This is a genomic window from Scopulibacillus cellulosilyticus (assembly GCF_042665295.1).
Lineage (GTDB): Bacteria > Bacillota > Bacilli > Bacillales > Sporolactobacillaceae > Scopulibacillus_A > Scopulibacillus_A cellulosilyticus.
This window is the reverse complement of record NZ_JBHTCO010000042.1, coordinates 112,724-137,800: the sequence shown is the minus strand read 5'-3', so window position 1 is coordinate 137,800 and position 25,077 is coordinate 112,724. Positions and strand designations below refer to the sequence as shown.

The window sequence follows — 25,077 nt, the reverse complement described above, 5'->3', positions numbered from 1 at the left end:
GCATATACACGTAACTCCTATCCTTCTCTTGTTTCTGGACAATTCAAGTGTAAAGGATTAAGGAGCTTGCGTGTATTTTTTTGTTTTAATTTTTCTCATACCCCAACAAATATTATAGAGCCTTTTTTAAAAAGTTGATGTAAAAATTCCCTTGAAAATATAAAAAAGGCCATTCAACCAAGCTGAATGACCTTAATTGATTTCGATATTTTACTTACTTAGCATTGTATATGGCGGAGGAGGAGGGATTCGAACCCCCGCGGGCCGTTAAGCCCCTGTCGGTTTTCAAGACCGATCCCTTCAGCCGGACTTGGGTACTCCTCCTTTGTGACACGTAAAATTATAATATACATTTGGACTTAAAACAAGCATTTATTTTTTATATGAATAAGCGCAAGCATCCGCTTACGCTCATCAAAATTATTTTGCTTCTATTTTTTCAACATTTCTCATGTAAGGTCTCAGTACTTCCGGAATAACAATGCTGCCATCAGACTGCTGATAATTCTCTAAAATGGCGGCAACCGTCCGGCCGATTGCCAAACCGGATCCATTCAACGTATGGACAAATTCCGGCTTTGATTTGGTTTTTGAATCGCGGCGGAAACGGATGTTTGCACGGCGCGCCTGGTAGGCTTCAAAATTACTGCAAGAAGAAATTTCACGGTAAGTATTATAACTTGGCAGCCAAACCTCTAAATCGTATTTTTTAGCGGCGGTAAATCCAAGATCTCCTGTGCACATGCTCATAACGCGATATGGGAGTCCAAGAAGCTGAAGCACTTTTTCAGCATGGCCTGTTAATTTTTCTAATTCATCATACGAATCCTCAGGTTTGACGAACCGAACTAACTCAACCTTATTAAATTGATGCTGACGGATGAGACCTCTTGTATCTCTTCCGGCAGAACCTGCTTCAGAGCGGAAACAAGAGCTGAATGCGACATAAGCATAAGGCAATTGTTCGCCATCTAGAATTTCGTCACGGTGGAAATTAGTGACAGGCACTTCAGCTGTCGGGATAAGGAAATAATCTTCTTCACGGATTTTAAAGGCATCCTCTTCAAACTTAGGCAATTGGCCAGTCCCTGTCATACTTGTACGGTTAACAAGATATGGCGGCAGCATTTCCGTATAGCCGTGTTCTTCCTGATGAAGATCCATCATAAAATTAATAAGCGCTCTTTCCAATCTCGCTCCAAGCCCTTTATAGAAAACAAAACGGCTGCCGGTAACTTTGGACGCCCTTTCAAAATCAAGGATGCCTAATTGAGAAGCCAAATCCCAGTGCGGCTTAGCTTCAAAGTCAAACTCCGGTACATTACCCCAGTTTCTGATTTCAATATTATCTTCTTCATCCTCACCGACCGGTACAGATTCGTGAGGAATGTTCGGGATTGACAACATTAATTTTTCAAGATCAGCTTCAACAGTGCGCAATTCGCCATCAAGAGATTTTATATTATCGCCAACTTCGCGCATTTCCTTAATAAGGTCATCAGCATCCTGCTTTTCACGTTTTTTCTTAGCTATTTCTTGGGATACTTCATTACGTTTTGCTTTTAGCTTTTCCGTTTCTTGAATAAGCTTTCGACGTTTATCATCGTAATCCTTAAATTTATCAAAGTCTGTTAAATCTTCACCGCGCTTATTCAGCTTAGCTTTAATTTCATCATAGTTTTCCCGTACAAATTTTAAATCGAGCATAATTAATCCTCCTTCAAAATAAAAAAACTCCCATCCCTTAAGAAAGGGACGAGAGTTCACCCGCGTTGCCACCCTAGTTGCCGATGGATCATTCAATCATCGGCCGCTTAAACAGGTAACGGCCTGTCAACCGGAAATGCCTAATAAAGTAATTCTATATCAGCATTTCAACTCAGGGACGGATTCACAACGCGCTTTGATCGGTTTGCACCAACCACCGATTCTCTATGCAAAACGGCATTTGTTACTTTTTCCCATCATTGCTTTTTTGTAAAATGGTTTTATTTATTTAATTTACATTATTTACAGGAAAAATTCAAGTTATACTTAAAGATGACTTTCAAAAAATTATACTAAAACTTTCCCTTTCACCATTTCAACAAAATATTGATGGAAACGATTATCGTCCGTCAGCTCGGGATGAAATGCCGCTGTTAAGAAATGTCCTTGTCTTGCAGCGACAATTTTACCGTCGTATGTTGCCAAAACTTCTACATCTTCGCCTACTTCAGTAATATATGGCGCACGAATAAAGACACCGACAAAGTTATCAGCGACATCCTTAATATCAAGTTCAGCTTCAAAACTTTCCACTTGTCTTCCAAAGGCATTTCGCTTAACATTGATATCCATCAAAGCAAGATGAGGACCCTTTTGTCCATCGATCTTTTTAGCCATTAAAATCAAACCTGCGCAAGTACCGAAGACCGGCTTTTCATTAGCAAATTGTTTAATGGCATCAAATAATTCATATTTATCCATTAATCGTCTCATTGTTGTGCTCTCGCCGCCAGGAATAACAAGCCCGTCCAAACCTTCCAGTTCGTGTACTCTCTTAACGATCGAGACTTCTGTGTTTGTCGCTTCAAGCGCTTTTGCGTGTTCACGAAACGCTCCCTGAAGCCCTAAGACGCCAATTTTAAATGTCATGATATACCCTTCCTTAATGACTGCGATCTTGCATGCGTTGTGACGGGTCTAAAGTAGACATTTCAATACCTTTCATTGCTGTTCCAAGACCCTTAGACAACTCAGCAATTAATTTGTAGTCTTCAAAATGTGTTGTTGCTTCAACAATTGATCTTGCAAATTTTGCAGGATTATCGGATTTAAAAATACCTGAACCAACAAAGACACCGTCTGCGCCAAGCTGCATCATAAGAGCTGCATCCGCAGGTGTTGCAACACCGCCGGCAGCAAAGTTAACAACCGGAAGGCGGCCTTCTTTCTTGATTTGCAGTAAAATTTCATAAGGTGCGCCGAGTTCTTTTGCTTCAGTCATTAATTCGTCTTCTGACATGCCCCGAACCTTGCGGATTTGTGCATTAACTAATCTTAAATGACGAACTGCTTCAACAATATTGCCTGTTCCAGGCTCGCCTTTAGTTCTTAACATGGAAGCACCTTCACCAATGCGGCGGGCTGCCTCTCCAAGATTACGGCATCCGCAAACAAACGGAACTGTATATTCACTTTTATTTATATGAAACTGGTCATCAGCCGGTGTCAGAACTTCACTTTCGTCAATGTAGTCTACACCCATCGCTTCAAGTACACGCGCTTCAGTAATATGACCGATTCTCGCTTTAGCCATAACCGGTATTGATACCGCATTCATAACCTCTTCTACGATAGTCGGATCAGCCATACGGGCAACGCCGCCTGCTGCACGGATATCAGCAGGAACCCTTTCTAAAGCCATAACGGCAACAGCGCCTGCCTCTTCCGCTATTTTTGCTTGTTCTGCATTAACAACGTCCATAATGACGCCGCCTTTTTGCATTTCAGCCATACCGCGTTTTACGCGATCTGTACCAGTTTGTGCCATATCTATTTCCTCCCTATTATTCAAATACAAATACCATTACGAATTGGCTGTATATTACTATATTACATGAAAACACTTCATAAGACTACCACTAAAATAATATCAATATATTCCTTTCATAACTTGTTCAAATTTTTAATACCATTTTTATCGTTTGGAGCTTGCAATCAAAGAATTGTTCCTCAAAAGTATCTGTCACGACAAAACCTTTTGATTGATAAAAGTAAAACCCCTTTTTATTATCCTTTTCAACATGAACGGCTATTCGTTTTACAGATTTAAGACTTTCAATACCTTTCGCAAGCAATTGACTGCCAATTTTTTGTCCTTGGTAATCAGGTAAGAGATAAATGGCCCCTAATTCTGATTCTCCATCTTGATTAATAAAAGAAAAGTTAGCAAACCCTGCCAGATGAACGCCCGCATCAGCGACAAGCATTAAGGACCTTTTCAAACGCTGCTTCATTGATTTGTTTGAATAAGCTTGTTCAAGAAAACGGTCCTGTACAGATATCGGAATAATACCATCATATGTATCATGCCAGCTTATTTCAGCAACTTTCTGAATGCCAGGAATATCCTTTCTCCTCATTTGCCTAATAATCATCGCTCACCAACTCTTTTATTTTTTTCATTATTCTACCATAAGAGCTGGAATAAAAAATCCCCTCTAACAATTATTGTTAAAGGGGATTTGTATTTGTATTAAAACAGGCCTTTTACTAAGCCAAAGGCGCTTGAAAATATACCGGAAATAAAGTGGCCAACTGACCTCATTGACAGAACAAACCAATTGGCTTTATCGTCCGCTTCAGCAGTAACCACCGGTATTTTCGCACCGTTTTTATATAAGAAATCATTGCCCTGTTGTCCTTTATAAGACACAGTTAGATAGCCTACCTGCTGGCCCTTTTTAACTGGAGCCTCTAACTTTCCATCGCTGTTTAACTTTGATTTATCAAGGTGAACCGATACTTTATAATTGTTATCTTCACCGTTTTTAACTGCTAATTTCAGAGGTTCGCCTGCAGCAATTTTAACTTCTTTATCTTTACCTTTAGAAACCGGCAATGTTTGATGTCCTTTAATCGTTTGGCCCTTTTTCACAAGTGTTTTCAGATTAAATTGGTCAAATCCGTAATTCAAGAGCTTTTTCGTTTCTGTAAAACGTGCAGTTTCTGAATTAGTACCCATGACAACAGATATGAGACGATGCCCGTTTCGCTTAGCCGTTCCTATAAAGCAATAACCTGCTAAATCTGTGTGGCCGGTTTTCAAGCCGTCTAATCCCGGATAAGTGAACTTCGCCATATTTTGTCCCAAACCCGGCAGCATCCAATCCCAATTGACCATTTTGATTGGTTTATTAACACCAGCTGTGAAATTCCGTTGAGGTATGCTAGCAATTTTCAATATTTCAGGATATTCCTTGACTAAGTGATATGTTAATTTGGCCAAGTCGCGTGCCGTCACAAGGTCACTGTCATTTGGCCCTCCGTATGCACGGTTTTTGCCTAAATCGACATTATCTAACCCTGAAGCATTTATATATTTGGTATGATTCATACCTAACTTTTTAGCTTCCTTATTCATCATATCAACAAAGTTCTTTTCATCACCGTGGCCCATAGTTTCAGCTAATGCAACCGCTGCAGCATCGGCGGAATAAATGGCCATCGGATAATACAAGTCCTTAACAGTATATTGATAATCTTTCCTTAAAGGAACGTTAGAAAACTCTCTGTTTTGTGAAATAGCATAAACTTTATTATCAATATTGACCTTCGTATTCCAGCTGATTTTACCGCTATGTATCGCCTTCATAACAAGGTATTCAGTCATTACTTTTGTCATACTTGCCGGCGGCAGCATCACATCGGCATTTTTCGAATATAATACTTGACCTGTATTGGCATCGACAAGAATTGCGGATTTCGCTTTAACATTAAGCGCATTACTGTTAACTGATTCAGCATGTACTTGTTTCGGCAATTGCCCGACAGCTGATATTGCCAGTAAACAAATTAAACAGCTAATTGCTATTTGTCGTAAACGTTTTTTAACATTCACCCCAAAACACACCTCCAAAAAAATTCACACAACCGGTATTTTAACACACTAAAATCAAAAAAAGTAGCAGAGAATAAACTCTGCCACAAAATAGTCATAGTAAAACTTCAATTAGTAAGGGAATCTCCCCTTAAAGTGAATAGTTAGGTGCTTCTTTTGTAATTTGTACATCATGTGGATGACTTTCAACTAATCCTGCCCCGGTAATGCGTGTAAATTGTGCTTTTTCCCGTAGGTCCTGAATCGTTTTTGTCCCGCAATAACCCATACCGGAACGCAGACCGCCGATTAATTGATGAATGGTGTCACTGAGCAGTCCTTTATAAGGAACACGTCCTTCTATGCCTTCCGGGACCAATTTCTTCTGGTTTTCTTGGAAATAACGGTCCTTGCTTCCTTTTTCCATAGCGCTAACCGATCCCATACCGCGATAAACTTTAAACTGCCGTCCTTGATAAATTTCTTTGTCGCCAGGACTTTCTTCCACACCGGCAAGCAAGCTTCCTAACATGACAGCATGTCCGCCGGCAGCAAGCGCCTTTACAATATCTCCAGAGAATTTAATGCCCCCATCAGCGATAATTGAAACACCATGTTTGTTTGCTTCTGTTGCACAATCATAAATGGCTGTCACTTGAGGTACACCGACGCCGGCAACAACACGAGTGGTACAAATAGATCCAGGTCCAATACCAACCTTTACAACATCAACGCCTGCTTCAATAAGTGTGCGAGTTGCCTCAGGTGTAGCTACATTGCCTGCAATAATATTAAGTTCGGGATAAGCTTTGCGTATCTCCTTTACCTTGTCAATGACACCCTTGGAATGGCCGTGAGCTGTATCAATGACAATAGCATCAACACCGGCTTCTACAAGTTTCTCAATACGAACCATAGCATCATTTGTTACACCAACAGCCGCGGCAACAAGCAGACGCCCTTGGGAATCCTTAGCGGAATTAGGAAACTCAATAACTTTTTCAATATCCTTTATAGTAATAAGTCCTTTTAGAATACCGTTGTCATCGACCAGCGGCAGCTTTTCTATTTTATACTTTTCAAGAATTCCTTCAGCTTCTTCAAGGGTTGTACCTACAGGAGCAGTAATGAGGTTTTCCTTCGTCATAACTTCTTCGATCTTTGTCGAATAATCATGAACGAATCTTAAATCACGATTAGTTATGATGCCAACCAGACGTTGTTCTTCATCAACGATGGGTACACCGGAAATTCTGTATTTCCCCATAAGATGTTCAGCATCAAAGACTTGATTTTGAGGGGTCAAAAAGAACGGGTTTGTGATAACGCCGCTTTCAGAGCGCTTAACGCGGTCTACATGCTCAGCTTGCTCTTCAATGGACATATTCTTATGAATGACACCCAGTCCGCCTTGACGGGCCATTCCGATAGCCATTTCCGCCTCTGTGACCGTATCCATTCCCGCACTGATGATCGGGATATTTAACTGCAATGTCTCTGTTAGTTTGGTCTTAACTGAAACATCTTTTGGCAATACATCTGATTCAGCAGGGATTAAAAGAACATCATCGAAAGTTAACGACTCTTTTTTAAATTTATTTTCCCACATATATGTCACCTCATCCTCTGGCTTATTATTGGACCTTGTCGAAAATTTTTATTAGTAGCTTATCAATTGGATATACTACTGTCAAGGTAAGTAGCAGATGTTCAATTATTCTAAAAAGTAGGAGAGCTATATGATGGAGAATATCTTTTCTATTTGGTCAAATTTTTATCCATATTTATCGGTACATTACAGCCAACATTATTTAAAAAACTGCTACGAAAACCAAAACTTGCCTGAACCTGCGGCAAACAGCTATAAAAATGGCTATCCATTTTGCTACTATCTCCAACATGGAAAAATGTTTTATTTACAAGCAGAACAAGCGCCTTATGAGTTAAAACCTGTCTTATTATTTTACGGAATGATTCAGTTATTAAAAGCATGGCTTCTAACCGCGGATGTTGATTACCCGGATAAGGCAAATGTTCTTGCACATGGGGTTTCTTCAAGAAAGAAAAAAAAATATGGTTATGCTTTTTTTGATGATGCTGTCAGGATTCAAAAAACCGGCTTATTCTCTCACCTGGCTAAACTCATGTTTCACATGAAACCATTAGAGGGCAAAAAATATTGTATGGGACTTTTATTAAAAAACATACCCGAACTTAATGAATTATTTAAACGAATGAAAAAAAAAGCCTTTTATCATCCCTTAATTCCAAAGCAAAAATGTCAATATATCCTTCCGATCAATATTCTTGATGAATGGCATATGACAGTAGATAGATTTTGCCAGAACCTAAATAAATATGGCATAAGCTGCAGTTCAGACAAAAATTTATTAATTTTGAAGCTGAAAAAGGAGTTAACGCCCATTTACGCGGATCCCTTTCAATACAGTCTTACCGGAGATTACATGGTTTCCTGCAGTAAAGAGAGAGTTGATCTGCCGGAGATTCTTGTTCACTATATTATCCTGTATAACCTTAGCATGATCAGCCGCTATGAGACAGAATGGTGGTATGAACTTCATTATCAAAAGTCATCGCCGGATTTGTCCTTTATTCATGCCTTTTTAGATGTGACAGCAATTAAAATCCCTTTTTTTATCAGCCATTACTTAGGTGTAATTTGAATAGCCATCTTTAAAGCTTTATGACGGGAAGTTGGCGATACTTCCCTGACAACAGAACAAAAGGAATCAAGCCTTCACTTGATTCCTTTAATGAAAATTATTCTTCTTTGTTTTGTTCATTTTCATTGTTATTTTGTTCATCTTCATTATTATTTTCATCGTCTTCCAGGTCGATGTCATCATCATTCTTTTGAATTCTGGCCACTGTAGCAACCTCATCGCCTTCGCCAATGCGAATGAGTTTAACACCCATTGTGTTTCTTCCTAAGCGTGAAATACCTGATACCGCTGTACGGATAATAATACCGCTGGTTGTTATAATCATAAGATCTTCATCTTCTTTGACCGTTCTCAAAGCGATCATATGACCATTTTTATCTGTTATATTGCATGTCTTAATGCCTTTACCGCCCCTTGTTTGGATCCGGTATTCATCAACCGGGGTACGTTTGCCGTAGCCCTTTTCTGTGACAATGAGAATTTCTTCATCTTCTTCAATCGAGCTCATGCCAACGACTTCATCTTCTTCAGATAAAGTAATCCCCTTAACACCTGTTGCCGTACGTCCCATCGACCTGACATCGTCTTCTTTAAAACGAATCGCAAGCCCATGCTTTGTACCGACTATAATTTCCTTCTGGCCATTTGTTAAGCGTACAGCAATCAATTCATCCTCATCCCGCAAATTAATGGCGAAAAGACCGCCTTTACGAATATTAGAGAATGCTGAGAGTTGTGACCGCTTTGTGATGCCATGTTTAGTCATGAAAATTAAATAGTTATCTTCCGTAAATTCTTCAATCGGGAAGGCAGCGGTAATATATTCATCCTTCTCAATCTGAATTAAATTAATAACCGGTATTCCTTTAGCAGTCCGGCCAAGTTCAGGAACCTCATACCCTTTTAAGCGATATACTTTTCCCTTATTGGTAAAGAACAATATAAAATGATGAGTGTTGGTCGGGAACAGATGTTCAACAAAATCATTTTCATTAGTCCCCATGCCCTGGATGCCTCTGCCTCCGCGATGCTGGCTCTTATACGTATCCTGCGGCATCCGTTTGATATATCCATAATGGGTGATTGTGACGACAACATCTTCCCTTGGAATAAGATCTTCATCTTCAATCATATCGAAACCGACAGTAATTTCTGTCCGGCGCTCATCATTATACTTCTCTTTAATCTCTAATAATTCTTCACGGATAATCTCAAGAACTTTCTCTTCATCAGCTAAAATAGCCTTTAACTCAGCAATCTTAGCAACGAGCTCTTGATATTCACCTTCAATTTTATCCCGCTCGAGTCCAGTTAAGCGCTGCAGACGCATATCTAAGATAGCTTGAGCCTGTTCATAGGATAAATCAAAGTTTTCCATTAAGCCGTCCCTGGCAATATCCGTTGTACGGGAACTTCTGATCAGATTAATGACTTCATCAAGATGATCAAGCGCTACTCTTAATCCTTCCAAAATATGAGCGCGTGCTTCTGCTTTATTTAACTCATATTGGGTTCTTCTTGTAATAACAACCTTTTGGTGCTCAAGGTAATGGCTTAAACATTCTTTTAAGTTTAAGACTTTTGGCCTGCCGTCAACAAGCGCCAGAAGATTGATGCCAAATGTTGTTTGCAAAGCTGTATGTTTATAAAGGTTATTCAGCAAAACATTAGCGTTGGCATCACGGCGAACCTCAATGACAATTCTCATACCGTTTCGATCGGATTCATCACGCAAGTCAGTAATGCCGTCAATCTTTTTATCGCGAACAAGCTCAGCAATTCTTTCAATCAGCTTTGCTTTGTTAACTTGATATGGCAGTTCACTGACAATAATCGTTTGTTTGCCGTTATCATGCTGCTCAATATCAACCTTGGCTCTTAAAATAATTGAGCCCCGGCCGCTGTGATAAGCCTTTCTTATACCTTCCCTGCCTAAAATGAGACCTGCTGTAGGGAAGTCAGGTCCCGGAATAAACTCCATTAGCTCAGGAATACTAATATCGGAGTTTTTACTTAACGCCAGAATACCGTCAATGACTTCTCCAAGCTGATGAGGAGGGATATTGGTTGCCATACCGACAGCAATACCGGAAGCACCGTTAACTAGCAGGTTTGGGAAACGCGCCGGTAATACAATAGGCTCCTGTTCTGAACCATCATAGTTGTCTTGAAAATCAATTGTATCTTTTTTAATATCCCGAACCATTTCCATAGAAATCTTGGACATGCGCGCTTCTGTATAACGCATTGCCGCCGCCGAATCACCATCAATAGAACCAAAGTTGCCATGACCGTCTACTAATTCATAACGATAGCTGAAATCTTGAGCCATGCGCACCATGGTTTCATACACAGCGGAATCGCCGTGAGGATGGTATTTACCAATAACTTCACCGACAATCCTTGCCGACTTTTTAAAGGCCTTATCACTCGTCATACCTAATTCATTCATTGCATATAAAATACGCCGGTGTACAGGCTTTAAACCGTCACGGACATCCGGCAAGGCACGGCTGACAATAACGCTCATAGCGTAATCCATAAATGACGTCCGCATTTCATGACTGATATTTACCGGTTTGACTCTCGATTGCTCGTGCTCTTCTGTCATCCCAAAATCCTCCTAACTAAAAACCCCGAAAAAAACATATTCCTCATTTATATATCTAAATTTGTAACATAGTGGGCATGCTCTTGAATGAATTGCCTTCTTGGTTCTACCTGATCACCCATAAGCACTTCAAAAATCTCATCGGCTTCAATAGCATCCTCTAAACTCACTTGCAGAACTGTCCGGTTATCCGGATCCATTGTTGTTTCCCATAACTGGGCGGGGGTCATTTCCCCTAAACCTTTGTATCTTTGAATGGCAGGCTTCGGATTTGCCGGCAATTCCGATAAAACCTTTTCCAATTCACGATCATTGTAGGTATATTCAACACGTTTGCCTTGCTGAATTTTGTACAACGGCGGTTGGGCAATATAAACATAACCTTTCTCTAATACCGGGCGCATATAACGGTAAAAGAAAGTCAAAAGGAGCGTTCTGATATGGGCACCGTCGACATCAGCATCTGTCATAATGATAATTTTGTGGTAACGGGCTTTAGAAATATCAAATTCCTCGCCAACACCTGTTCCAAGTGCCGTTATAATCGTTCGTATTTCATTATTTGAGAGTATTTTATCTAATCTTGCCTTTTCAACATTAATAATTTTACCTCGTAAAGGTAAAATTGCCTGAAAATGCCGGTCCCTGCCCTGTTTGGCTGAGCCGCCGGCAGAGTCGCCCTCAACGATATACAATTCGGATATGGAGGCGTCCTTTGATGAACAGTCTGCCAATTTACCCGGAAGAGAAGAAACTTCCAAGGCGCTTTTACGTCTTGTTAGTTCACGCGCTCTCTTCGCCGCTGCCCGGGCCCTGGATGCCATCATCCCTTTTTCAACGATTCGCTTAGCTGTATCCGGATTCTCATAGAGATATCTTGATAATTGCTCAGCAAACAGCGATTCAGTGATTGTTCTTACTTCGGAATTGCCAAGCTTTGTTTTGGTCTGTCCCTCAAATTGAGGATCGGGATGCTTAACTGAAACAATGGCTGTTAACCCTTCACGAACGTCTTCACCTGTTAAATTCGGATCGCTTTCCTTAAACAGTTGATTTTTCTTTGCATAATCGTTGATTACCCTGGTTAACGCTGTTCTAAAGCCAATTTCATGCGTTCCGCCGTCATGGGTATGAATGTTATTCGCGAAACTGTACAGCTGGGTCGTAAAACCATCGTTATACTGAAGGGCGATTTCTATACTGATGCCATCCCTTTCCCCTTCTAGATAAATGGGTTCGTCGTGTAAAACATTCTTGCTCCGGTTCAAATGTTCGACATATGACTTAATGCCGCCTTCATAATGGTATTCAACCTTTTTATCTTCTTCTCTTTTGTCTTCAACAATTATTTTAATACCGCGATTTAAAAATGCGAGTTCACGCACATGATTAGCAAGTATGTCAAAATCAAATGTCGTTGTTTCTGTAAAAATTTCCGGGTCTGGAACAAAATGAGTCGTCGTCCCTGTTTCATCCGTATCACCAATAATTTTCAAATCTTCTTCAGGAACGCCCCGATGATATTTCTGGTAATAAATGTGGCCTTCACGTGAGACTTTTACCCACAATTCTGTTGATAAAGCATTAACGACTGAGGCACCAACACCGTGAAGCCCCCCAGAAACCTTGTATCCGCCGCCGCCGAATTTTCCTCCGGCGTGGAGAACAGTTAAAATAACTTCAACGGCCGGGCGTCCCATTTTTTCCTGGATACCGACAGGAATGCCCCGCCCGTTATCACTAACGGTGATACCGCCGTCTTTTTCGATAATTAATTGAATCGTATCGCAGTATCCGGCAAGAGCTTCGTCAATACTGTTATCGACAATCTCCCAAACTAAATGGTGAAGGCCTTTAATACCGGTTGAACCAATATACATACCCGGACGCTTTCTTACGGCCTCCAGACCCTCTAATACCTGTATTTGACTCTCATCATATGTTTGTTGATTTGTATCTTTTTCTGTCATTCATACTCACCTAACCTTTATAGGTTTAACACTCAATTACAGGTGTACATCACCTGATCTCTATTCCCATCAGAAAATGTTCAATTTTGATTATGAACATCTAGGAAGGATTTACTCTTAATTGCGACCGTCGTTTCAACGTTGCCGGGGAAAATGGAGAGAGGTAAACGGCATGATCGGTGAAAACAACTGACTTAGATAATTGTTCGCCAATATTGTTAACTTTTTTCGCCTTTTTTAGGTTCTCTAACAGCCTTAGATTACCTTGATCTTCTTTCATACGTTCATAATCAAAAATAGCAACAACTTCATTGGTTCGGACAATAATATCTTCACCTAAATGGATAAACAATGAGATCACCTCGGGTTACAAGGCCCTGAAATTTGGCCTTGGTTAACGTTGAAAGAAGCGGCTTGCTGAATCATCTCATGATCGATGCCGTCAATATTCGTTGTTGTCACAAAGGTTTGCACTTTTTCTTTGAAAGTATGAAGCAAATGGGTTTGCCGGTAATCATCCAGCTCACTTAACACATCATCCAATAAAAGCAGCGGATATTCACCGACTTCACTGTTAATCAACTCTATTTCTGCAAGTTTCAAAGAAAGAGCTGTTGTTCTCTGTTGTCCCTGAGATCCAAATGTCTGGACATCTCTGTCATTGACAAAGAACTTTAAATCGTCCCGATGCGGCCCAAATAATGAAACTCCCCGATCAATCTCCTTTTCTTTCATACGTTCGAAAGTGTTTTCATATACTACTTTTATTTTTGACAAATCCATATCTTCTAATACATCAGCAGCACTGGACTGGTATTCGATATTTAATGTTTCAAGCCCTCTTGTGATACTTGAATGAATTGAAAATGCCCATTCCTTAAGTAAATGAATGAATCGGAACCGCCGGATAACAACCTCAGCAGCCAAATCAATCATTTGTTCAGTCAAAATGTCCAGCATCGCTGAGTCCTTAGTCTTTTTTCTGGCAAGATCCTTTAACAAGGCATTCCTCTGCTGAAGCACTTTTTGATACTGGTTAAGAACATGCATATAAACAGGCTGAATTTGGCCCATTTCCATATCGATAAAGCGTCTGCGGTGACTTGGGCTTCCTTTGACTAAATTCAAATCTTCAGGCGCAAACATGACAACATTGCACGCGCCGACATATTGACTTAGCTTTTTTTGTTCAAGATGATTAACTCTCGCTTTTTTACCCTTTTTTGAAATGGTTAATTCAAGAGGTACAGCGCCGTTTTTCTTTTTAAGCCTACCTTCTATTTTAGCATAATTTTCGTCCCATTTGATTAATTCTTTATCATTGGATGTTCGATGGGACTTAGCCATCGCCAGTACATAGATAGCTTCGAGAAGGTTTGTTTTTCCTTGGGCATTTTCACCAAGAAAAACATTTACGGACTTAGAAAGGCTGATAGAAGCACTATTATAGTTGCGAAAATTCGTTACAGTGATGGATTCCAGGATCAAAAGGGATTCCCCCCTTTAGTACGTGTTCAAAAAGGACCGCCGCCGCTTTAACGCGCTTGTTTCCTGAACCTTTTTAAACATCTCTTTTACTTTTCGACAATAAATTCCCCATGATGTTCAATCTCAACTTGATCACCATCATAAAGCTTTCTGCCCCTGCGATTTTCAAGTTCTTGATTTACCATAACACTGTGCTCAGACAAGAACCATTTGGCTTGTCCCCCAGTACTTATAACTCCAATATATTTTAACAGCTGTCCTAATGTCATGTAATCCTGATCTGAATTGATTTTAACTTGCTGCATGAATATCACCAACTTTCATATCAAGTTACCCGAAATGATGAAAAAGACCGCTGAATTTCAATTTTTTCGGCGGCCTTTTCAAGTGCGTGTTCATACCAGACTTTTTCAACTTAATAAGTTCTTACTGGAAGAATAAGCATTAAAATGCCTTCATCCTCTACAGGACGAATTAGAAACGGTCTCATAGCTCCTGTAAAACTTATCCGAATATCTTGCGAGTCAATACGGCTTAAGGCATCAATCATATATTTTGCACTAAAAGATATTTTTAATTCTTCTCCCTCCAACGATTGAATGTCTACATTTTCAAAGACTCGTCCCAATTCCGCTGATTGAGAAGAAATTTCAACCTCGTTTGAGAGTGTTCTGAACTTTACAACATTGTTTCTTTCCTCTTTTGCAAGCAATGAAGCTCTGTCAATGGCTTGTAATAAAGCCTTTGTTGATAAAACAATATCCGTTTTACTTTCTGCCGGGATAAGCCGGTCTGTGTCCGGATAATTACCGTCAAGCAGTCTTGAGTAAAATTGAAGATGTTTCGCTTTAAAAAGAATTTGGCTCTCCGTAATGACAATTTCAACCCATTCACCGCTGGAGTCATCAAGAATTTTCGATAATTCATTTAAACTCTTGCCTGGAATGACAATATTTTTGTATTCCGCGTTTTCATCGGCATCGATAGAAATCGTCCTGCTTGCCAATCTATGACTATCTGTTGCTACACAACTCAAATTGCCATTTTGGATATTCCAGTTTACACCTGTCAACACCGGGCGTGTTTCCGAGGTGGACACAGCGAAGCCGGTTTGCCGAATGACATGCTTTAATAAATCTGTCCGTACATGAAGGACATTCCCTTCTTCAATGAGCGGCAGCCTCGGATATTCTTCAGCATCCAGACCATTTAAATTAAATTCGGAAGATCCTGACGTAATTCTAGTCATTAATCGGGAGTCGACTTCAATATTGACAAATTCACTTGGCAATTTTTTTACAATATCAGAAAAAACTCTGGCTTGCAGGACAATACTCCCGTTTTTTTCTATTGTAGCGTATTCTTTATCGTTCTCCTCTAACGGGATAAACGATTTAATCGAAATATCGGAATTACTGCCTGTTAATGTAATGCCGTCATGAGAAGCAGTGATTTTTATTCCAGTTAAAATGGGTATCGTTGTTTTTGAAGAGACAGCCTTCATGATATGGTTAACATTTTCTACTAACTTATCTTTAGTTATAGAAAATTTCATAGCAAGGGATGTGTCATGGTTATTTGAATTCATGACATCTTGCATGAGAATACCTCCTATATATATCAAATAATAAAAAATAGACGTAGTAATAGTAGGTGATGTGAGTTTGTGGATAACTCAAGAAACAAACCGGCAATAAGGCCTATCCACATGTGGATAGGCTGTGTATAACCAACGGAGATTTACATGAATTATCAACAAGCATGTTATTAAATAAAACTTTAATTTTTTAGTTTCATAGGCGATTTTAATTGCTCAGTAATATCTTTAACCTTTTTTTGCAATTCACGATCGGTAGATAACAGCTTTGAAATTTTTTCGTGAGCGTGAATCACTGTTGTATGGTCTCTGCCGCCAAATTCTTCACCTATTTTTGGAAGCGAGTAATCGGTCATCTCCCTTGATAAATACATGGCAATTTGCCTCGGAAAGGCGATGGATTTCGTCCGCTTTTTTGCTGCGAAGTCCTCTAATTTAACTTGGTATTCTTCGCCAACAGCCATTTGAATATCTTTTATCGTAATGACCTTTGGTTTGGATGAAGGGATAATATTTTTAAGTGCTTCAGCGGCCAAATCAACATTAATATCTAAATTGTTCATTGATGAATAAGCTACGACCCTGATAAGCGCGCCTTCAAGTTCCCTGATATTCGTATCGATTTGATTTGCTATATAAAGCATCACTTCATTAGGCATTTCTAACCCGTCAGCTTTAGCCTTTTTGCGAAGAATGGCGATTCTTGTTTCAAGGTCGGGAGGCGTAATATCTGTAATTAAGCCCCACTCGAACCTTGATCTGAGCCGGTCTTCTAACGTTGGGATTTCCTTAGGCGGCCGGTCGCTGGAAATCACAATTTGCTTTGCTTCTTCATGCAAAGTATTAAAAGTATGGAAAAATTCTTCTTGAGTTGATTCTTTTCCGGCAAGAAACTGAATATCATCTATTAATAAAACATCGACGCTGCGATATTTATTGCGGAATTCATCACCTTTGTTGTCCCGGATAGAATTAATAAATTCATTTGTAAATTTTTCAGAAGAAAGATAGACAACCTTAGCCTGAGGGTTATGCTCCATCACGTAATGACCGATGGCATGCATTAAATGTGTTTTTCCTAACCCCACACCGCCATATATAAATAAGGGATTATAAGCTTTTGCCGGTGCTTCAGCCACAGCTAAAGAAGCAGCATGTGCAAAGCGGTTGCCGCTGCCAATGACAAAATTATCAAAGGTATTTTTCGAATTAAGCATACCTATTTTTGCTTTTTCATTTTGATCTTCTTTTTGCTTTTGCATTTGTTTTCTTCTTTGATCAAAATTTAATGACTCATCATCCATTTTGTTTTGAGGAATAATGAATTTAACGTTTAAATTTGAACCGGTAATATTTCTGATAGTATCAGTAATTAAATTAGAATAGCGGGTTTCGAGCCAGTCTCTTGCAAACTCGTTAGGCGCAGTAATTGTAATAGTATCATCCCGAAGTGAGTGCGCGGTTGTAGATTTCAACCAAGTTTCAAAACTCGGCTTGCTAAGCTTCTTTTCTATTAAAGCAAGGGCTTGCTTCCATAAGTCATTAATATTATCCAATGATGTATCCCCCCTTTATAAAGATATTATCCACAGGCCCGAATAATATAAGAGCAGGTATATAAGTATATCAGAAAAATTGTCGACATGAATCACAAATTTGTGGATAGAACTTTTCACACCATGTTAATAGATGTCCACAAAATTATCCACAGGTTGTGGAAAACATGTAATAGGAAAATGTTATCCAAGTGATAAAACACAATAATCATAACAGAAAAACACAGGACACGCAATGGTTTTAGCCACCTTATCCACAAGGGTCATATCCTGTGAAAAAATGTTGTCCACAATGGGTTAGTTTGTGTAAAAGTTGTCGATATCTGTTGTTGATAATATAAAAACGCCGTCGAAAATTATCCACAATGGAATAATAGAGGTTTGTCGGTGATGTGAATAAATAAAATGTCGTTTAGGAGATATGTTAATATTGGAAAGGTTTTTTTTAAGGACAGTTCAACCGGGATAAAAATATAGAGAGTGAATGAGAGGGATTGGAGTTAAAGGAAAATCTAATTAGAACACGGGCGGCATATTCACGACCTTGACAAAAAAGCATTCACTCATATATAATAGTCCAGACTGTTAAAAGGATATGTTCCTCTGGGAGGTGTAATAAATGAAACGTACTTACCAACCAAATAATCGTAAAAGAAAGAAAGTACACGGTTTCCGTTCACGTATGCAAACTAAAAATGGACGTAAAGTTCTTGCGCGCCGTCGTCGCAAAGGCAGAAAAGTACTTTCAGCATAAGGCCACTGTTAGACCCACAGTGGTCTTTTTTGCACATTAAGAAGTATAAAATCGGCAGCTATGATGAAAATTCGACGTAGTGGCCGATTTAAAGTTCTAAGTAAGGGATGCTCCTGCGCGACGCCATTCGAAGAAGCATATCAAAGCTCGTCGCAAAGCTGCAAAGGTGTTTTTTCAGGAAGCTGCTTAACTCGCTTTGTCTTCGCCTTTCCAGGCTCGCTAATCGGCAAGTTTTCTTTACTAAATATAAGGATGTTTAAAAAAGACCGGGAAATATTTGTCTTCCTTTTTGGACATATATTATAATACTTCTGTCAACTAGAATGACTCGTCCGGAGTGACAATATGGAAACTATAAGAAGACTAAGGAAAAATTACGATTTTCAAGATGTTTTTAATAATGGAGAGTCAACTGCAAATCGGCAGTTTGTCGTTTATGTTCTAAAAAATCCTGAACGGGAGTATTCTAGATTAGGGGTTTCTGTCAGTAAAAAGATTGGAAATGCTGTTACTAGAAACCGGATTAAGCGATACATAAAAGAAGCGTTTAAACATTTAGAGGACAGGCTTTTAATTGGCTGTGATTTTGTTATTATTGCAAGGAAACCTACAGCTGATATGAATTATCATGATTCCTTCAAGAGTATCCAGCATGTATTAAAGCGCGCCGGCGTCCTGTTGCGTCATAGAGGGTGATAGATTGAAGCGGTTATTTATCGGTTTCATCCGTTTTTACCAAAAATTCGTTTCGCCTCTGACACCGCCAACTTGCCGTTTTTTGCCTACATGCTCCCAGTACGGAATCGAAGCGATTACACGCTTTGGTTTGTTTAAAGGGGGATATTTAACTATTAGAAGGATCTTAAAATGCCACCCGTTTCATCCAGGAGGTTTTGACCCAGTACCGGAAAAAAATAATCGAACAAAACGATACCGCTGATCAAAGTTTTTAAAAAGAGATCAAGGGGGTAAAGTTGTGCGAAAAAAAATAGCTGTGACGGCTCTGTTATTGCTTCTTGTGGCCGTACTGTCAGGCTGTAATGATATGAATCAGCCCATCACATCACACAGTACGGGCATATGGAATGAATATTTTGTATTTCCGCTATCATGGTTTATAACAACCATTGCTAATTTCTTCAACGGCAGTTATGGACTGGCTATTGCCATAGTAACAATCATCGTTCGGCTTGTTTTAATGCCGCTAATGGTAAAACAAACGAAAAATTCAATCGCTATGCAGGAAATACAGCCTAAGATAGCGAAATTAAAAGAAAAGTATAGTTCTAAAGACCAAAAGACTCAACAAAAATTGCAGCAGGAACAAATGAAGCTCTTTCAGGAGCATAACGTTAACCCGCTCGCGGGATGCTTGCCATTGATTATTCAAATGCCTGTTCTTATTGCGCTTTATCATGCAATTATGCGAACACAGGCTATCAAACACTCAAATTTCCTTTGGTTTAGTTTAGGTCATCCAGATCCATATTATATCATGCCAGTTGTTGTTGCAGCTGCAACATTTGTCCAACAAAAAGTGCTGTTAGGCAAGACGGGCAATGCAAATCCGCAAATGGCAATGATGACGTATATCTATCCAATTATTATCGGGGGCATGGCGATCTATTTTCCATCTGCTTTGGCCTTATACTGGTTGGTAGGTAACGTCTGGATGATTTTCCAAACCTACATTCTTTACAGCTCCAGAGATTCGAAAAAAAATAAGAAAAATGAAGTAGGGGGAGCGAAAAAGTGAGGGAAGTCACCAAGCAGGGTAAAACGATTGAAGAGGCGGTTACAACCGCGTTGGATACTTTAAAGGCAACTAAAGAAAACGTGATCATTGATGTACTTGAAGAACCAAAAAAAGGTCTATTAGGTGTTATTGGTGTAAAACCGGCACTTGTAAAAGTCACTTTAAAAACATTGCCAATAGATATTGCCATTGATTATTTAAAAAATATCATGTCGAAAATTGGCATGTCTGCTGATATTAAAGTTATTGAGCAAGACGACAGGAATATTGAGTGTCAAATTATGACACAAGATCCCGCCTTAATTATCGGAAAAAGGGGACAAACACTTAATGCTATTCAGTTTTTGGCTAATTTAGTCATTAATAAACACTCTGATCATAAAGTAAAACTGACTTTAGATGTTGAAAGTTATCGATTGCGGCGCAAAGAGTCTCTTGAACGTTTGGCGGGACGGACAGCCGAAAGGGTAACAAAATTTGGCCGTCCGGTTAAGCTGGATCCAATGCCGTCTTATGAAAGAAAGGTCATTCATACTGCCCTGCAAAGCAGCGACCGTGTAACAACGCGGTCCGAAGGTGAAGAACCTCAACGTTATGTTGTTGTTTTCCCTAAAGAATCATAAATAAATATAGCGAAAAGCACATGCCGAAAATGGCATGTGCTTTTTTTTGACTTAAGAAAAGTATAAATTTGAGATGCAAAAGGTGTATTAAGGTTGCTGAATTGCAATTTTTTTCATGGTGTTAGAAGTGCGGGAGGAAGAAGATGAAAGAGGGCCAATTAAATAACTTGTGGATAACTGAAATTAATTATGTTATAAAATAAGTTATCCACAAGCATAGAATAAAACACTTTATCCACAGGTGGTTTTGTGGTATCCTATATTGTTAGGGAACAAAAAAAGGCCGAACCGGAAATGTGGATAACTTGTATCGTATAGAAAGCATTTAAATAAATCATATAGATAATATAGTTCATTTACAAAAGAAAGAGGTGATAAATTTGGATATAGATACAATAGCAGCCATATCAACGCCAATGGGAGAGGGAGCTATTGCAATCATCAGATTAAGCGGACCCGAAGCCATTGAAATAGCTGATAAAATTTACAAAGGAAAAAAGAAACTTAAAGAGGCAGAAACGCACACAATTAATTATGGGAAAATAATAGATCCGGATACAAGTGATATTGTTGAAGAAGTTATGGTTGCTGTCATGAAAGCACCTAAAACATTTACACGCGAGGATGTTGTCGAAATCAACTGCCATGGCGGGCTAATGTCTGTTAACCGCGTTCTTGAATTAACCTTAAGTAAAGGCGCGCGTCTTGCCGAACCAGGAGAATTTACGAAAAGGGCTTTCTTGAACGGACGTATTGATTTATCACAGGCAGAGGCAGTCATGGATCTGATTCGTTCAAAGACAGACCGCGCAATGAATGTGGCTATGGGGCAAATGGAAGGACGGTTGTCAAAGCTGGTACAAAGCTTGCGGCAAACATTACTGGAAATTATTGCTTCAGTTGAGGTCAATATAGATTATCCGGAATATGATGCAGAGGAAATTACCAATGGAATACTACTTGAAAAAGCACAAATGGTTCGTGATAAAATTGAAGAGTTATTAGTTACTGCAAAACAAGGTAAAATATTGAGAGAAGGATTATCAACAGTTATTATAGGAAGACCTAATGTAGGAAAATCATCCTTATTAAATAGCTTAGTTCATGAAAATAAGGCGATTGTAACAGATATTCCGGGAACAACCAGGGATGTAATTGAAGAATACGTCAATATTCGCGGTGTTCCATTACGTTTAGTTGATACAGCGGGGATTAGGGAAACTGAGGATCTTGTTGAAAGAATTGGTGTCGAACGGTCTCGAAAAGTGTTAAAAGAGGCCGATCTTATTCTTTTATTGCTTAATTATAATGAGTCCTTAACAGATGAAGACCGTCAACTATTTAAAGCTATGGAAGGTATGGACGCGATAATTATCGTTAATAAAACAGACCTTGAACAAAACATTTCGCTTGATGAGGTAAAGGCACTTGCCGGAAACCGCCCGGTTATTACAACATCTTTATTAAAAGAAGAGGGTATTAATGACTTGGAGCAAGCCATTGCTTCACTGTTTTTTGAACAGGGAGTAGAAACGCAGGATGTTACCTATGTTTCCAATACCCGCCACATTGCCTTATTAAATCAAGCCAAAGAGGCTGTAAACGATGCGATAAACAGTATGTCACTCGGAGTCCCTGTAGATATGGCCCAAATTGATGTACGCAGATCATGGGAGATTCTCGGGGAAATTGTCGGCGATACGGTATCCGACAGCTTGATTGATCAGCTGTTTTCACAATTTTGCTTAGGAAAATAAACTGATATAGATTAACTTTTAAAATATCCTTAAAGGAGGGTTATGCAATGAAAACATTTAAAGCTGGAGAATATGATGTGATTGTTGTCGGTGCAGGCCATGCCGGTGTTGAAGCAGGCTTGTCTTCAGCCAGAATGGGTGCAAAAACGCTTATGCTGACAATTAATTTGGATGCCATCGCTTTTATGCCATGTAATCCATCAGTCGGCGGCCCGGCTAAAGGCGTTGTTGTACGGGAAATTGATGCTTTAGGCGGAGAAATGGGAAAAAATATCGATAAAACGCACATTCAAATGCGTATGCTGAATACAGGAAAAGGACCGGCTGTAAGAGCTTTGCGTGCACAAGCGGATAAAGTATTGTATCAACAAGAGATGAAAAAAACGCTTGAACAAACGGAAAACCTTACACTCCAACAAGGCATGGTTGAACGCTTAATTGTTGAGGATGGTGTATGTAAAGGTGTCATAACGAAGACTAACGCTGAATATCGTGCCAAAACAGTTATTATTACAACTGGCACATTTTTAAGAGGTAAAATTATTATTGGCGACCTGTCTTATGAAAGCGGACCGAACAACATGCAGCCATCCATTAATTTGTCTCACCATTTACAAGAACTTGGCTTTGATATTGTTCGTTTCAAAACCGGAACCCCGCCTCGTGTCAACAGCCGTTCAATCGACTATTCAAAAACTGAAATACAACCTGGCGACGCGGAACCTCGAGCGTTTTCATATGAAACAACGGAATTTATTACGGATCAAATTCCTTGCTGGTTAACTTACACAGGAGAAAAAACGCACGAAATTATTAATAACAATCTTCATCGTTCGCCGATGTACTCAGGAATGATTAAAGGAACCGGTCCTAGGTATTGTCCTTCGATCGAAGATAAAATCGTTCGCTTTAATGATAAGCCGCGGCACCAAATTTTCTTGGAACCTGAAGGACGAAATACAGAAGAAGTCTATGTACAAGGCTTGTCAACAAGTCTCCCGGAAGATGTACAGCGGGAAATGTTAACAACAGTACCGGGTCTTGAAAATGCTCAAATGCTCCGTGCCGGCTATGCCATTGAATATGATGCCATTGTTCCTACCCAACTTTGGCCAACGCTGGAGACTAAGAGGGTTAAAGGACTGTTTACTGCTGGACAAATCAATGGTACCTCCGGTTATGAAGAAGCAGCAGCTCAAGGCATTATGGCAGGTATTAATGCTGCGTGCACCGTATTAGGCAAAGATCCTGTTATTCTTGACCGTTCCCAAGCTTATATTGGTGTTCTTATAGATGACCTTGTAACAAAGGGGACAAACGAGCCTTACCGTCTATTAACGTCACGTGCGGAATACCGTTTGTTGCTGCGTCATGATAATGCTGATCTAAGGCTGACTGATATTGGCTACGATATCGGACTTATATCTGAAGAACGTTATAAAAAGTTCACAGAGAAGAAAGCCCTTATTAAAAAAGAACGTGAACGCTTATCACAAATATCAATTAAACCGACTGAAGAAGTACAAGCTCTTCTTAAAGAAAAGGGAGCGAATGAATTAAAAGAACCGGTTAAAGCCGATCATCTATTAAAACGTCCTGAATTGACTTACTATGATATTCTCAAACTTATTCCTGAGCCCGAGGAAACAATCACGGAAGATGTCGCTGAACAAGTAGATATTCAGACAAAGTATGAAGGGTATATCAGTAAGCAACTACAACAAGTTGAAAGAATGCGTAAAATGGACAATAAAAAAATCCCTTCAGATCTTGATTACTCAGCTATTAACGGTATTGCGACAGAAGCAAGGCAAAAACTGAGCCAAGTTAAACCATTATCTGTAGGTCAAGCTTCTCGTGTCTCTGGTGTAAATCCAAGCGATATTTCAATTTTACTTGTTTATCTGGAACAAGGTAAATTGGCTAAGGTTGCTGAATAAAAATGGAGGAAGCAATGGATAAGTTTACTAAGGTTTTAGAGGAGAAGGGGATAACCCTATCTCCTCATCAAATTAATCAATTCAAAAAGTACTATGAGTGCCTTATTGAATGGAATGAAAAAATGAATTTAACAGCCATAACAGATGAGGAACAAGTATACATAAAGCATTTCTATGATTCTCTTACACCAAGTTTTTATTTTGACCTAACCTCTGAATTGACCTTGTGTGATGTTGGTTCGGGAGCAGGATTTCCAAGCATTCCTTTAAAAATTGTTTTCCCCAATCTGAAAATTGCCATCGTCGACGCACTAAAAAAACGGCTGTCATTTTTAGATACTTTGGTCAAAGAACTTTCTTTAAATCATGTTACACTGTATCATGATAGAGCAGAGACTTTTGCAAAAAAAACAGAAATTCGCGAGACCTTCGATATTGTTACAGCCCGTGCTGTTGCTAAATTATCAGTACTCAGTGAATATTGTTTGCCGCTGACAAAGATAAACGGCACTTTTATTGCATTAAAAGGAGCAAGTGCCGAAGAGGAAATTAAGGCTTCACAAAAAGCAATAAAGGCCTTAGGTGGAAACATAAAAGATGTCCAAGCTTTACTTTTACCGGAGGAGCAAAGCCATCGCCACCTGATTTTTATAGATAAAATTGAAAAAACACCAAAAAAATATCCTAGAAAACCTGGGACACCAGGCAGAAACCCGTTGTAATCATAGATGGAAAAACGATTTTAATAACTTCTTGT

At 39.3% G+C, this 25,077-nt stretch carries 22 protein-coding genes, 1 tRNA gene and 1 other annotated feature; of the genes, 9 read left to right on the top strand and 14 right to left on the bottom strand.

The genetic code is table 11. From position 1 onward, the window contains the following. Positions 1-231: 231 nt before the first annotated feature. From ACFQRG_RS19705 to guaB, 7 genes are all read right to left on the bottom strand, one after another. Positions 232-324: transfer RNA gene (locus ACFQRG_RS19705), tRNA-Ser, on the bottom strand. Positions 325-420: 96 nt separating this feature from the next. Next, positions 421-1,707, bottom strand: a complete 1,287-nt coding sequence (serS, locus tag ACFQRG_RS19700) for a serine--tRNA ligase (RefSeq protein ID WP_380969353.1) — start codon at positions 1,705-1,707, stop codon at positions 421-423. A 41-nt stretch (positions 1,708-1,748) separates the two neighbouring features. Beyond that, positions 1,749-1,977: a binding site (T-box leader), on the bottom strand. A 78-nt stretch (positions 1,978-2,055) separates the two neighbouring features. Next, positions 2,056-2,637, bottom strand: coding sequence for a pyridoxal 5'-phosphate synthase glutaminase subunit PdxT (pdxT, locus tag ACFQRG_RS19695; RefSeq protein ID WP_380969351.1), 582 nt, complete (start codon positions 2,635-2,637; stop codon positions 2,056-2,058). Positions 2,638-2,650: 13 nt separating this feature from the next. After that, complete coding sequence (gene pdxS, locus ACFQRG_RS19690; protein WP_380969349.1) at positions 2,651-3,535, bottom strand: pyridoxal 5'-phosphate synthase lyase subunit PdxS; 885 nt, start codon at positions 3,533-3,535, stop codon at positions 2,651-2,653. Positions 3,536-3,662: 127 nt separating this feature from the next. Beyond that, on the bottom strand, positions 3,663-4,142 hold the full coding sequence (locus tag ACFQRG_RS19685; protein WP_380969346.1) for a GNAT family N-acetyltransferase: 480 nt from the start codon (positions 4,140-4,142) through the stop codon (positions 3,663-3,665). 98 nt (positions 4,143-4,240) lie between these two features. After that, the gene (locus tag ACFQRG_RS19680) at positions 4,241-5,605 is read right to left on the bottom strand and encodes a D-alanyl-D-alanine carboxypeptidase family protein (protein WP_380969344.1); all 1,365 of its coding nucleotides are present in this window, start codon (positions 5,603-5,605) and stop codon (positions 4,241-4,243) included. Between the two features lie 130 nt (positions 5,606-5,735). Beyond that, on the bottom strand, positions 5,736-7,193 hold the full coding sequence (gene guaB / locus ACFQRG_RS19675; protein WP_380969342.1) for an IMP dehydrogenase: 1,458 nt from the start codon (positions 7,191-7,193) through the stop codon (positions 5,736-5,738). A gap of 130 nt (positions 7,194-7,323) precedes the next feature. Here guaB and ACFQRG_RS19670 point away from each other — a divergent pair, with 130 nt between their 5' ends. Next, entirely contained in the window at positions 7,324-8,268 is a 945-nt protein-coding gene (locus ACFQRG_RS19670) for a YaaC family protein (RefSeq protein WP_380969340.1), read from the top strand. 97 nt (positions 8,269-8,365) lie between these two features. Here ACFQRG_RS19670 and gyrA read toward each other — a convergent pair whose 3' ends face one another. The 7 genes from gyrA to dnaA form a co-directional block, all read right to left on the bottom strand. Beyond that, positions 8,366-10,879, bottom strand: a complete 2,514-nt coding sequence (gene gyrA, locus ACFQRG_RS19665; protein WP_380969338.1) for a DNA gyrase subunit A — start codon at positions 10,877-10,879, stop codon at positions 8,366-8,368. 47 nt (positions 10,880-10,926) lie between these two features. Next, on the bottom strand, positions 10,927-12,849 hold the full coding sequence (gene gyrB, locus ACFQRG_RS19660) for a DNA topoisomerase (ATP-hydrolyzing) subunit B (protein ID WP_380969336.1): 1,923 nt from the start codon (positions 12,847-12,849) through the stop codon (positions 10,927-10,929). Positions 12,850-12,949: 100 nt separating this feature from the next. After that, complete coding sequence (remB, locus tag ACFQRG_RS19655) at positions 12,950-13,201, bottom strand: extracellular matrix regulator RemB (protein WP_380969334.1); 252 nt, start codon at positions 13,199-13,201, stop codon at positions 12,950-12,952. 5 nt (positions 13,202-13,206) lie between these two features. Then, on the bottom strand, positions 13,207-14,337 hold the full coding sequence (gene recF / locus ACFQRG_RS19650) for a DNA replication/repair protein RecF (RefSeq protein WP_380969332.1): 1,131 nt from the start codon (positions 14,335-14,337) through the stop codon (positions 13,207-13,209). Between the two features lie 86 nt (positions 14,338-14,423). Beyond that, positions 14,424-14,642 (bottom strand): S4 domain-containing protein YaaA, encoded by a 219-nt coding sequence (gene yaaA, locus ACFQRG_RS19645; RefSeq protein WP_380969330.1) that lies wholly within the window; start codon positions 14,640-14,642, stop codon positions 14,424-14,426. Positions 14,643-14,752: 110 nt separating this feature from the next. Continuing rightward, a complete protein-coding gene (gene dnaN / locus ACFQRG_RS19640) occupies positions 14,753-15,892 on the bottom strand; it encodes a DNA polymerase III subunit beta (RefSeq protein ID WP_380969357.1) in 1,140 nt (379 codons plus the stop codon). A gap of 224 nt (positions 15,893-16,116) precedes the next feature. Continuing rightward, complete coding sequence (gene dnaA, locus ACFQRG_RS19635) at positions 16,117-17,490, bottom strand: chromosomal replication initiator protein DnaA (protein ID WP_380969328.1); 1,374 nt, start codon at positions 17,488-17,490, stop codon at positions 16,117-16,119. A gap of 619 nt (positions 17,491-18,109) precedes the next feature. Between dnaA and rpmH the strand changes: the two genes are divergently transcribed. From rpmH to rsmG, 8 genes are all read left to right on the top strand, one after another. Next, positions 18,110-18,244: a 50S ribosomal protein L34 gene (gene rpmH, locus ACFQRG_RS19630; protein ID WP_380969326.1), complete on the top strand. Its 135-nt coding sequence runs from the start codon at positions 18,110-18,112 to the stop codon at positions 18,242-18,244. A 345-nt stretch (positions 18,245-18,589) separates the two neighbouring features. After that, positions 18,590-18,940 (top strand): ribonuclease P protein component, encoded by a 351-nt coding sequence (gene rnpA, locus ACFQRG_RS19625; RefSeq protein WP_380969324.1) that lies wholly within the window; start codon positions 18,590-18,592, stop codon positions 18,938-18,940. A 4-nt stretch (positions 18,941-18,944) separates the two neighbouring features. Then, on the top strand, positions 18,945-19,184 hold the full coding sequence (gene yidD / locus ACFQRG_RS19620) for a membrane protein insertion efficiency factor YidD (RefSeq protein WP_380969322.1): 240 nt from the start codon (positions 18,945-18,947) through the stop codon (positions 19,182-19,184). A gap of 36 nt (positions 19,185-19,220) precedes the next feature. Then, complete coding sequence (gene yidC / locus ACFQRG_RS19615; protein ID WP_380969319.1) at positions 19,221-20,000, top strand: membrane protein insertase YidC; 780 nt, start codon at positions 19,221-19,223, stop codon at positions 19,998-20,000. Continuing rightward, entirely contained in the window at positions 19,997-20,623 is a 627-nt protein-coding gene (gene jag / locus ACFQRG_RS19610; RefSeq protein WP_380969317.1) for an RNA-binding cell elongation regulator Jag/EloR, read from the top strand. Before yidC ends, jag begins: the two co-directional genes overlap by 4 nt. 380 nt (positions 20,624-21,003) lie before the next feature. Next, positions 21,004-22,380, top strand: a complete 1,377-nt coding sequence (mnmE, locus tag ACFQRG_RS19605) for a tRNA uridine-5-carboxymethylaminomethyl(34) synthesis GTPase MnmE (protein ID WP_380969315.1) — start codon at positions 21,004-21,006, stop codon at positions 22,378-22,380. 47 nt (positions 22,381-22,427) lie between these two features. Then, positions 22,428-24,320 (top strand): tRNA uridine-5-carboxymethylaminomethyl(34) synthesis enzyme MnmG, encoded by a 1,893-nt coding sequence (gene mnmG / locus ACFQRG_RS19600; protein ID WP_380969312.1) that lies wholly within the window; start codon positions 22,428-22,430, stop codon positions 24,318-24,320. A 14-nt stretch (positions 24,321-24,334) separates the two neighbouring features. After that, the gene (rsmG, locus tag ACFQRG_RS19595; RefSeq protein WP_380969310.1) at positions 24,335-25,042 is read left to right on the top strand and encodes a 16S rRNA (guanine(527)-N(7))-methyltransferase RsmG; all 708 of its coding nucleotides are present in this window, start codon (positions 24,335-24,337) and stop codon (positions 25,040-25,042) included. Positions 25,043-25,077 lie beyond the last annotated feature (35 nt).

Bases quoted from the DNA above. Each gene is read 5' to 3' on its own strand.
- gyrA (WP_380969338.1), bottom strand. From the start codon at position 10,879: ATGACAGAAGAGCACGAGCAATCGAGAGTCAAACCGGTAAATATCAGT.
- ACFQRG_RS19670 (WP_380969340.1), top strand. From the start codon at position 7,324: ATGATGGAGAATATCTTTTCTATTTGGTCAAATTTTTATCCATATTTA.
- pdxS (WP_380969349.1), bottom strand. From the start codon at position 3,535: ATGGCACAAACTGGTACAGATCGCGTAAAACGCGGTATGGCTGAAATG.
- guaB (WP_380969342.1), bottom strand. From the start codon at position 7,193: ATGTGGGAAAATAAATTTAAAAAAGAGTCGTTAACTTTCGATGATGTT.
- ACFQRG_RS19685 (WP_380969346.1), bottom strand. From the start codon at position 4,142: ATGATTATTAGGCAAATGAGGAGAAAGGATATTCCTGGCATTCAGAAA.
- rpmH (WP_380969326.1), top strand. From the start codon at position 18,110: ATGAAACGTACTTACCAACCAAATAATCGTAAAAGAAAGAAAGTACAC.
- dnaN (WP_380969357.1), bottom strand. From the start codon at position 15,892: ATGAAATTTTCTATAACTAAAGATAAGTTAGTAGAAAATGTTAACCAT.
- yaaA (WP_380969330.1), bottom strand. From the start codon at position 14,642: ATGCAGCAAGTTAAAATCAATTCAGATCAGGATTACATGACATTAGGA.
- rsmG (WP_380969310.1), top strand. From the start codon at position 24,335: ATGGATAAGTTTACTAAGGTTTTAGAGGAGAAGGGGATAACCCTATCT.
- rnpA (WP_380969324.1), top strand. From the start codon at position 18,590: ATGGAAACTATAAGAAGACTAAGGAAAAATTACGATTTTCAAGATGTT.
- serS (WP_380969353.1), bottom strand. From the start codon at position 1,707: ATGCTCGATTTAAAATTTGTACGGGAAAACTATGATGAAATTAAAGCT.
- pdxT (WP_380969351.1), bottom strand. From the start codon at position 2,637: ATGACATTTAAAATTGGCGTCTTAGGGCTTCAGGGAGCGTTTCGTGAA.
- mnmG (WP_380969312.1), top strand. From the start codon at position 22,428: ATGAAAACATTTAAAGCTGGAGAATATGATGTGATTGTTGTCGGTGCA.
- gyrB (WP_380969336.1), bottom strand. From the start codon at position 12,849: ATGACAGAAAAAGATACAAATCAACAAACATATGATGAGAGTCAAATA.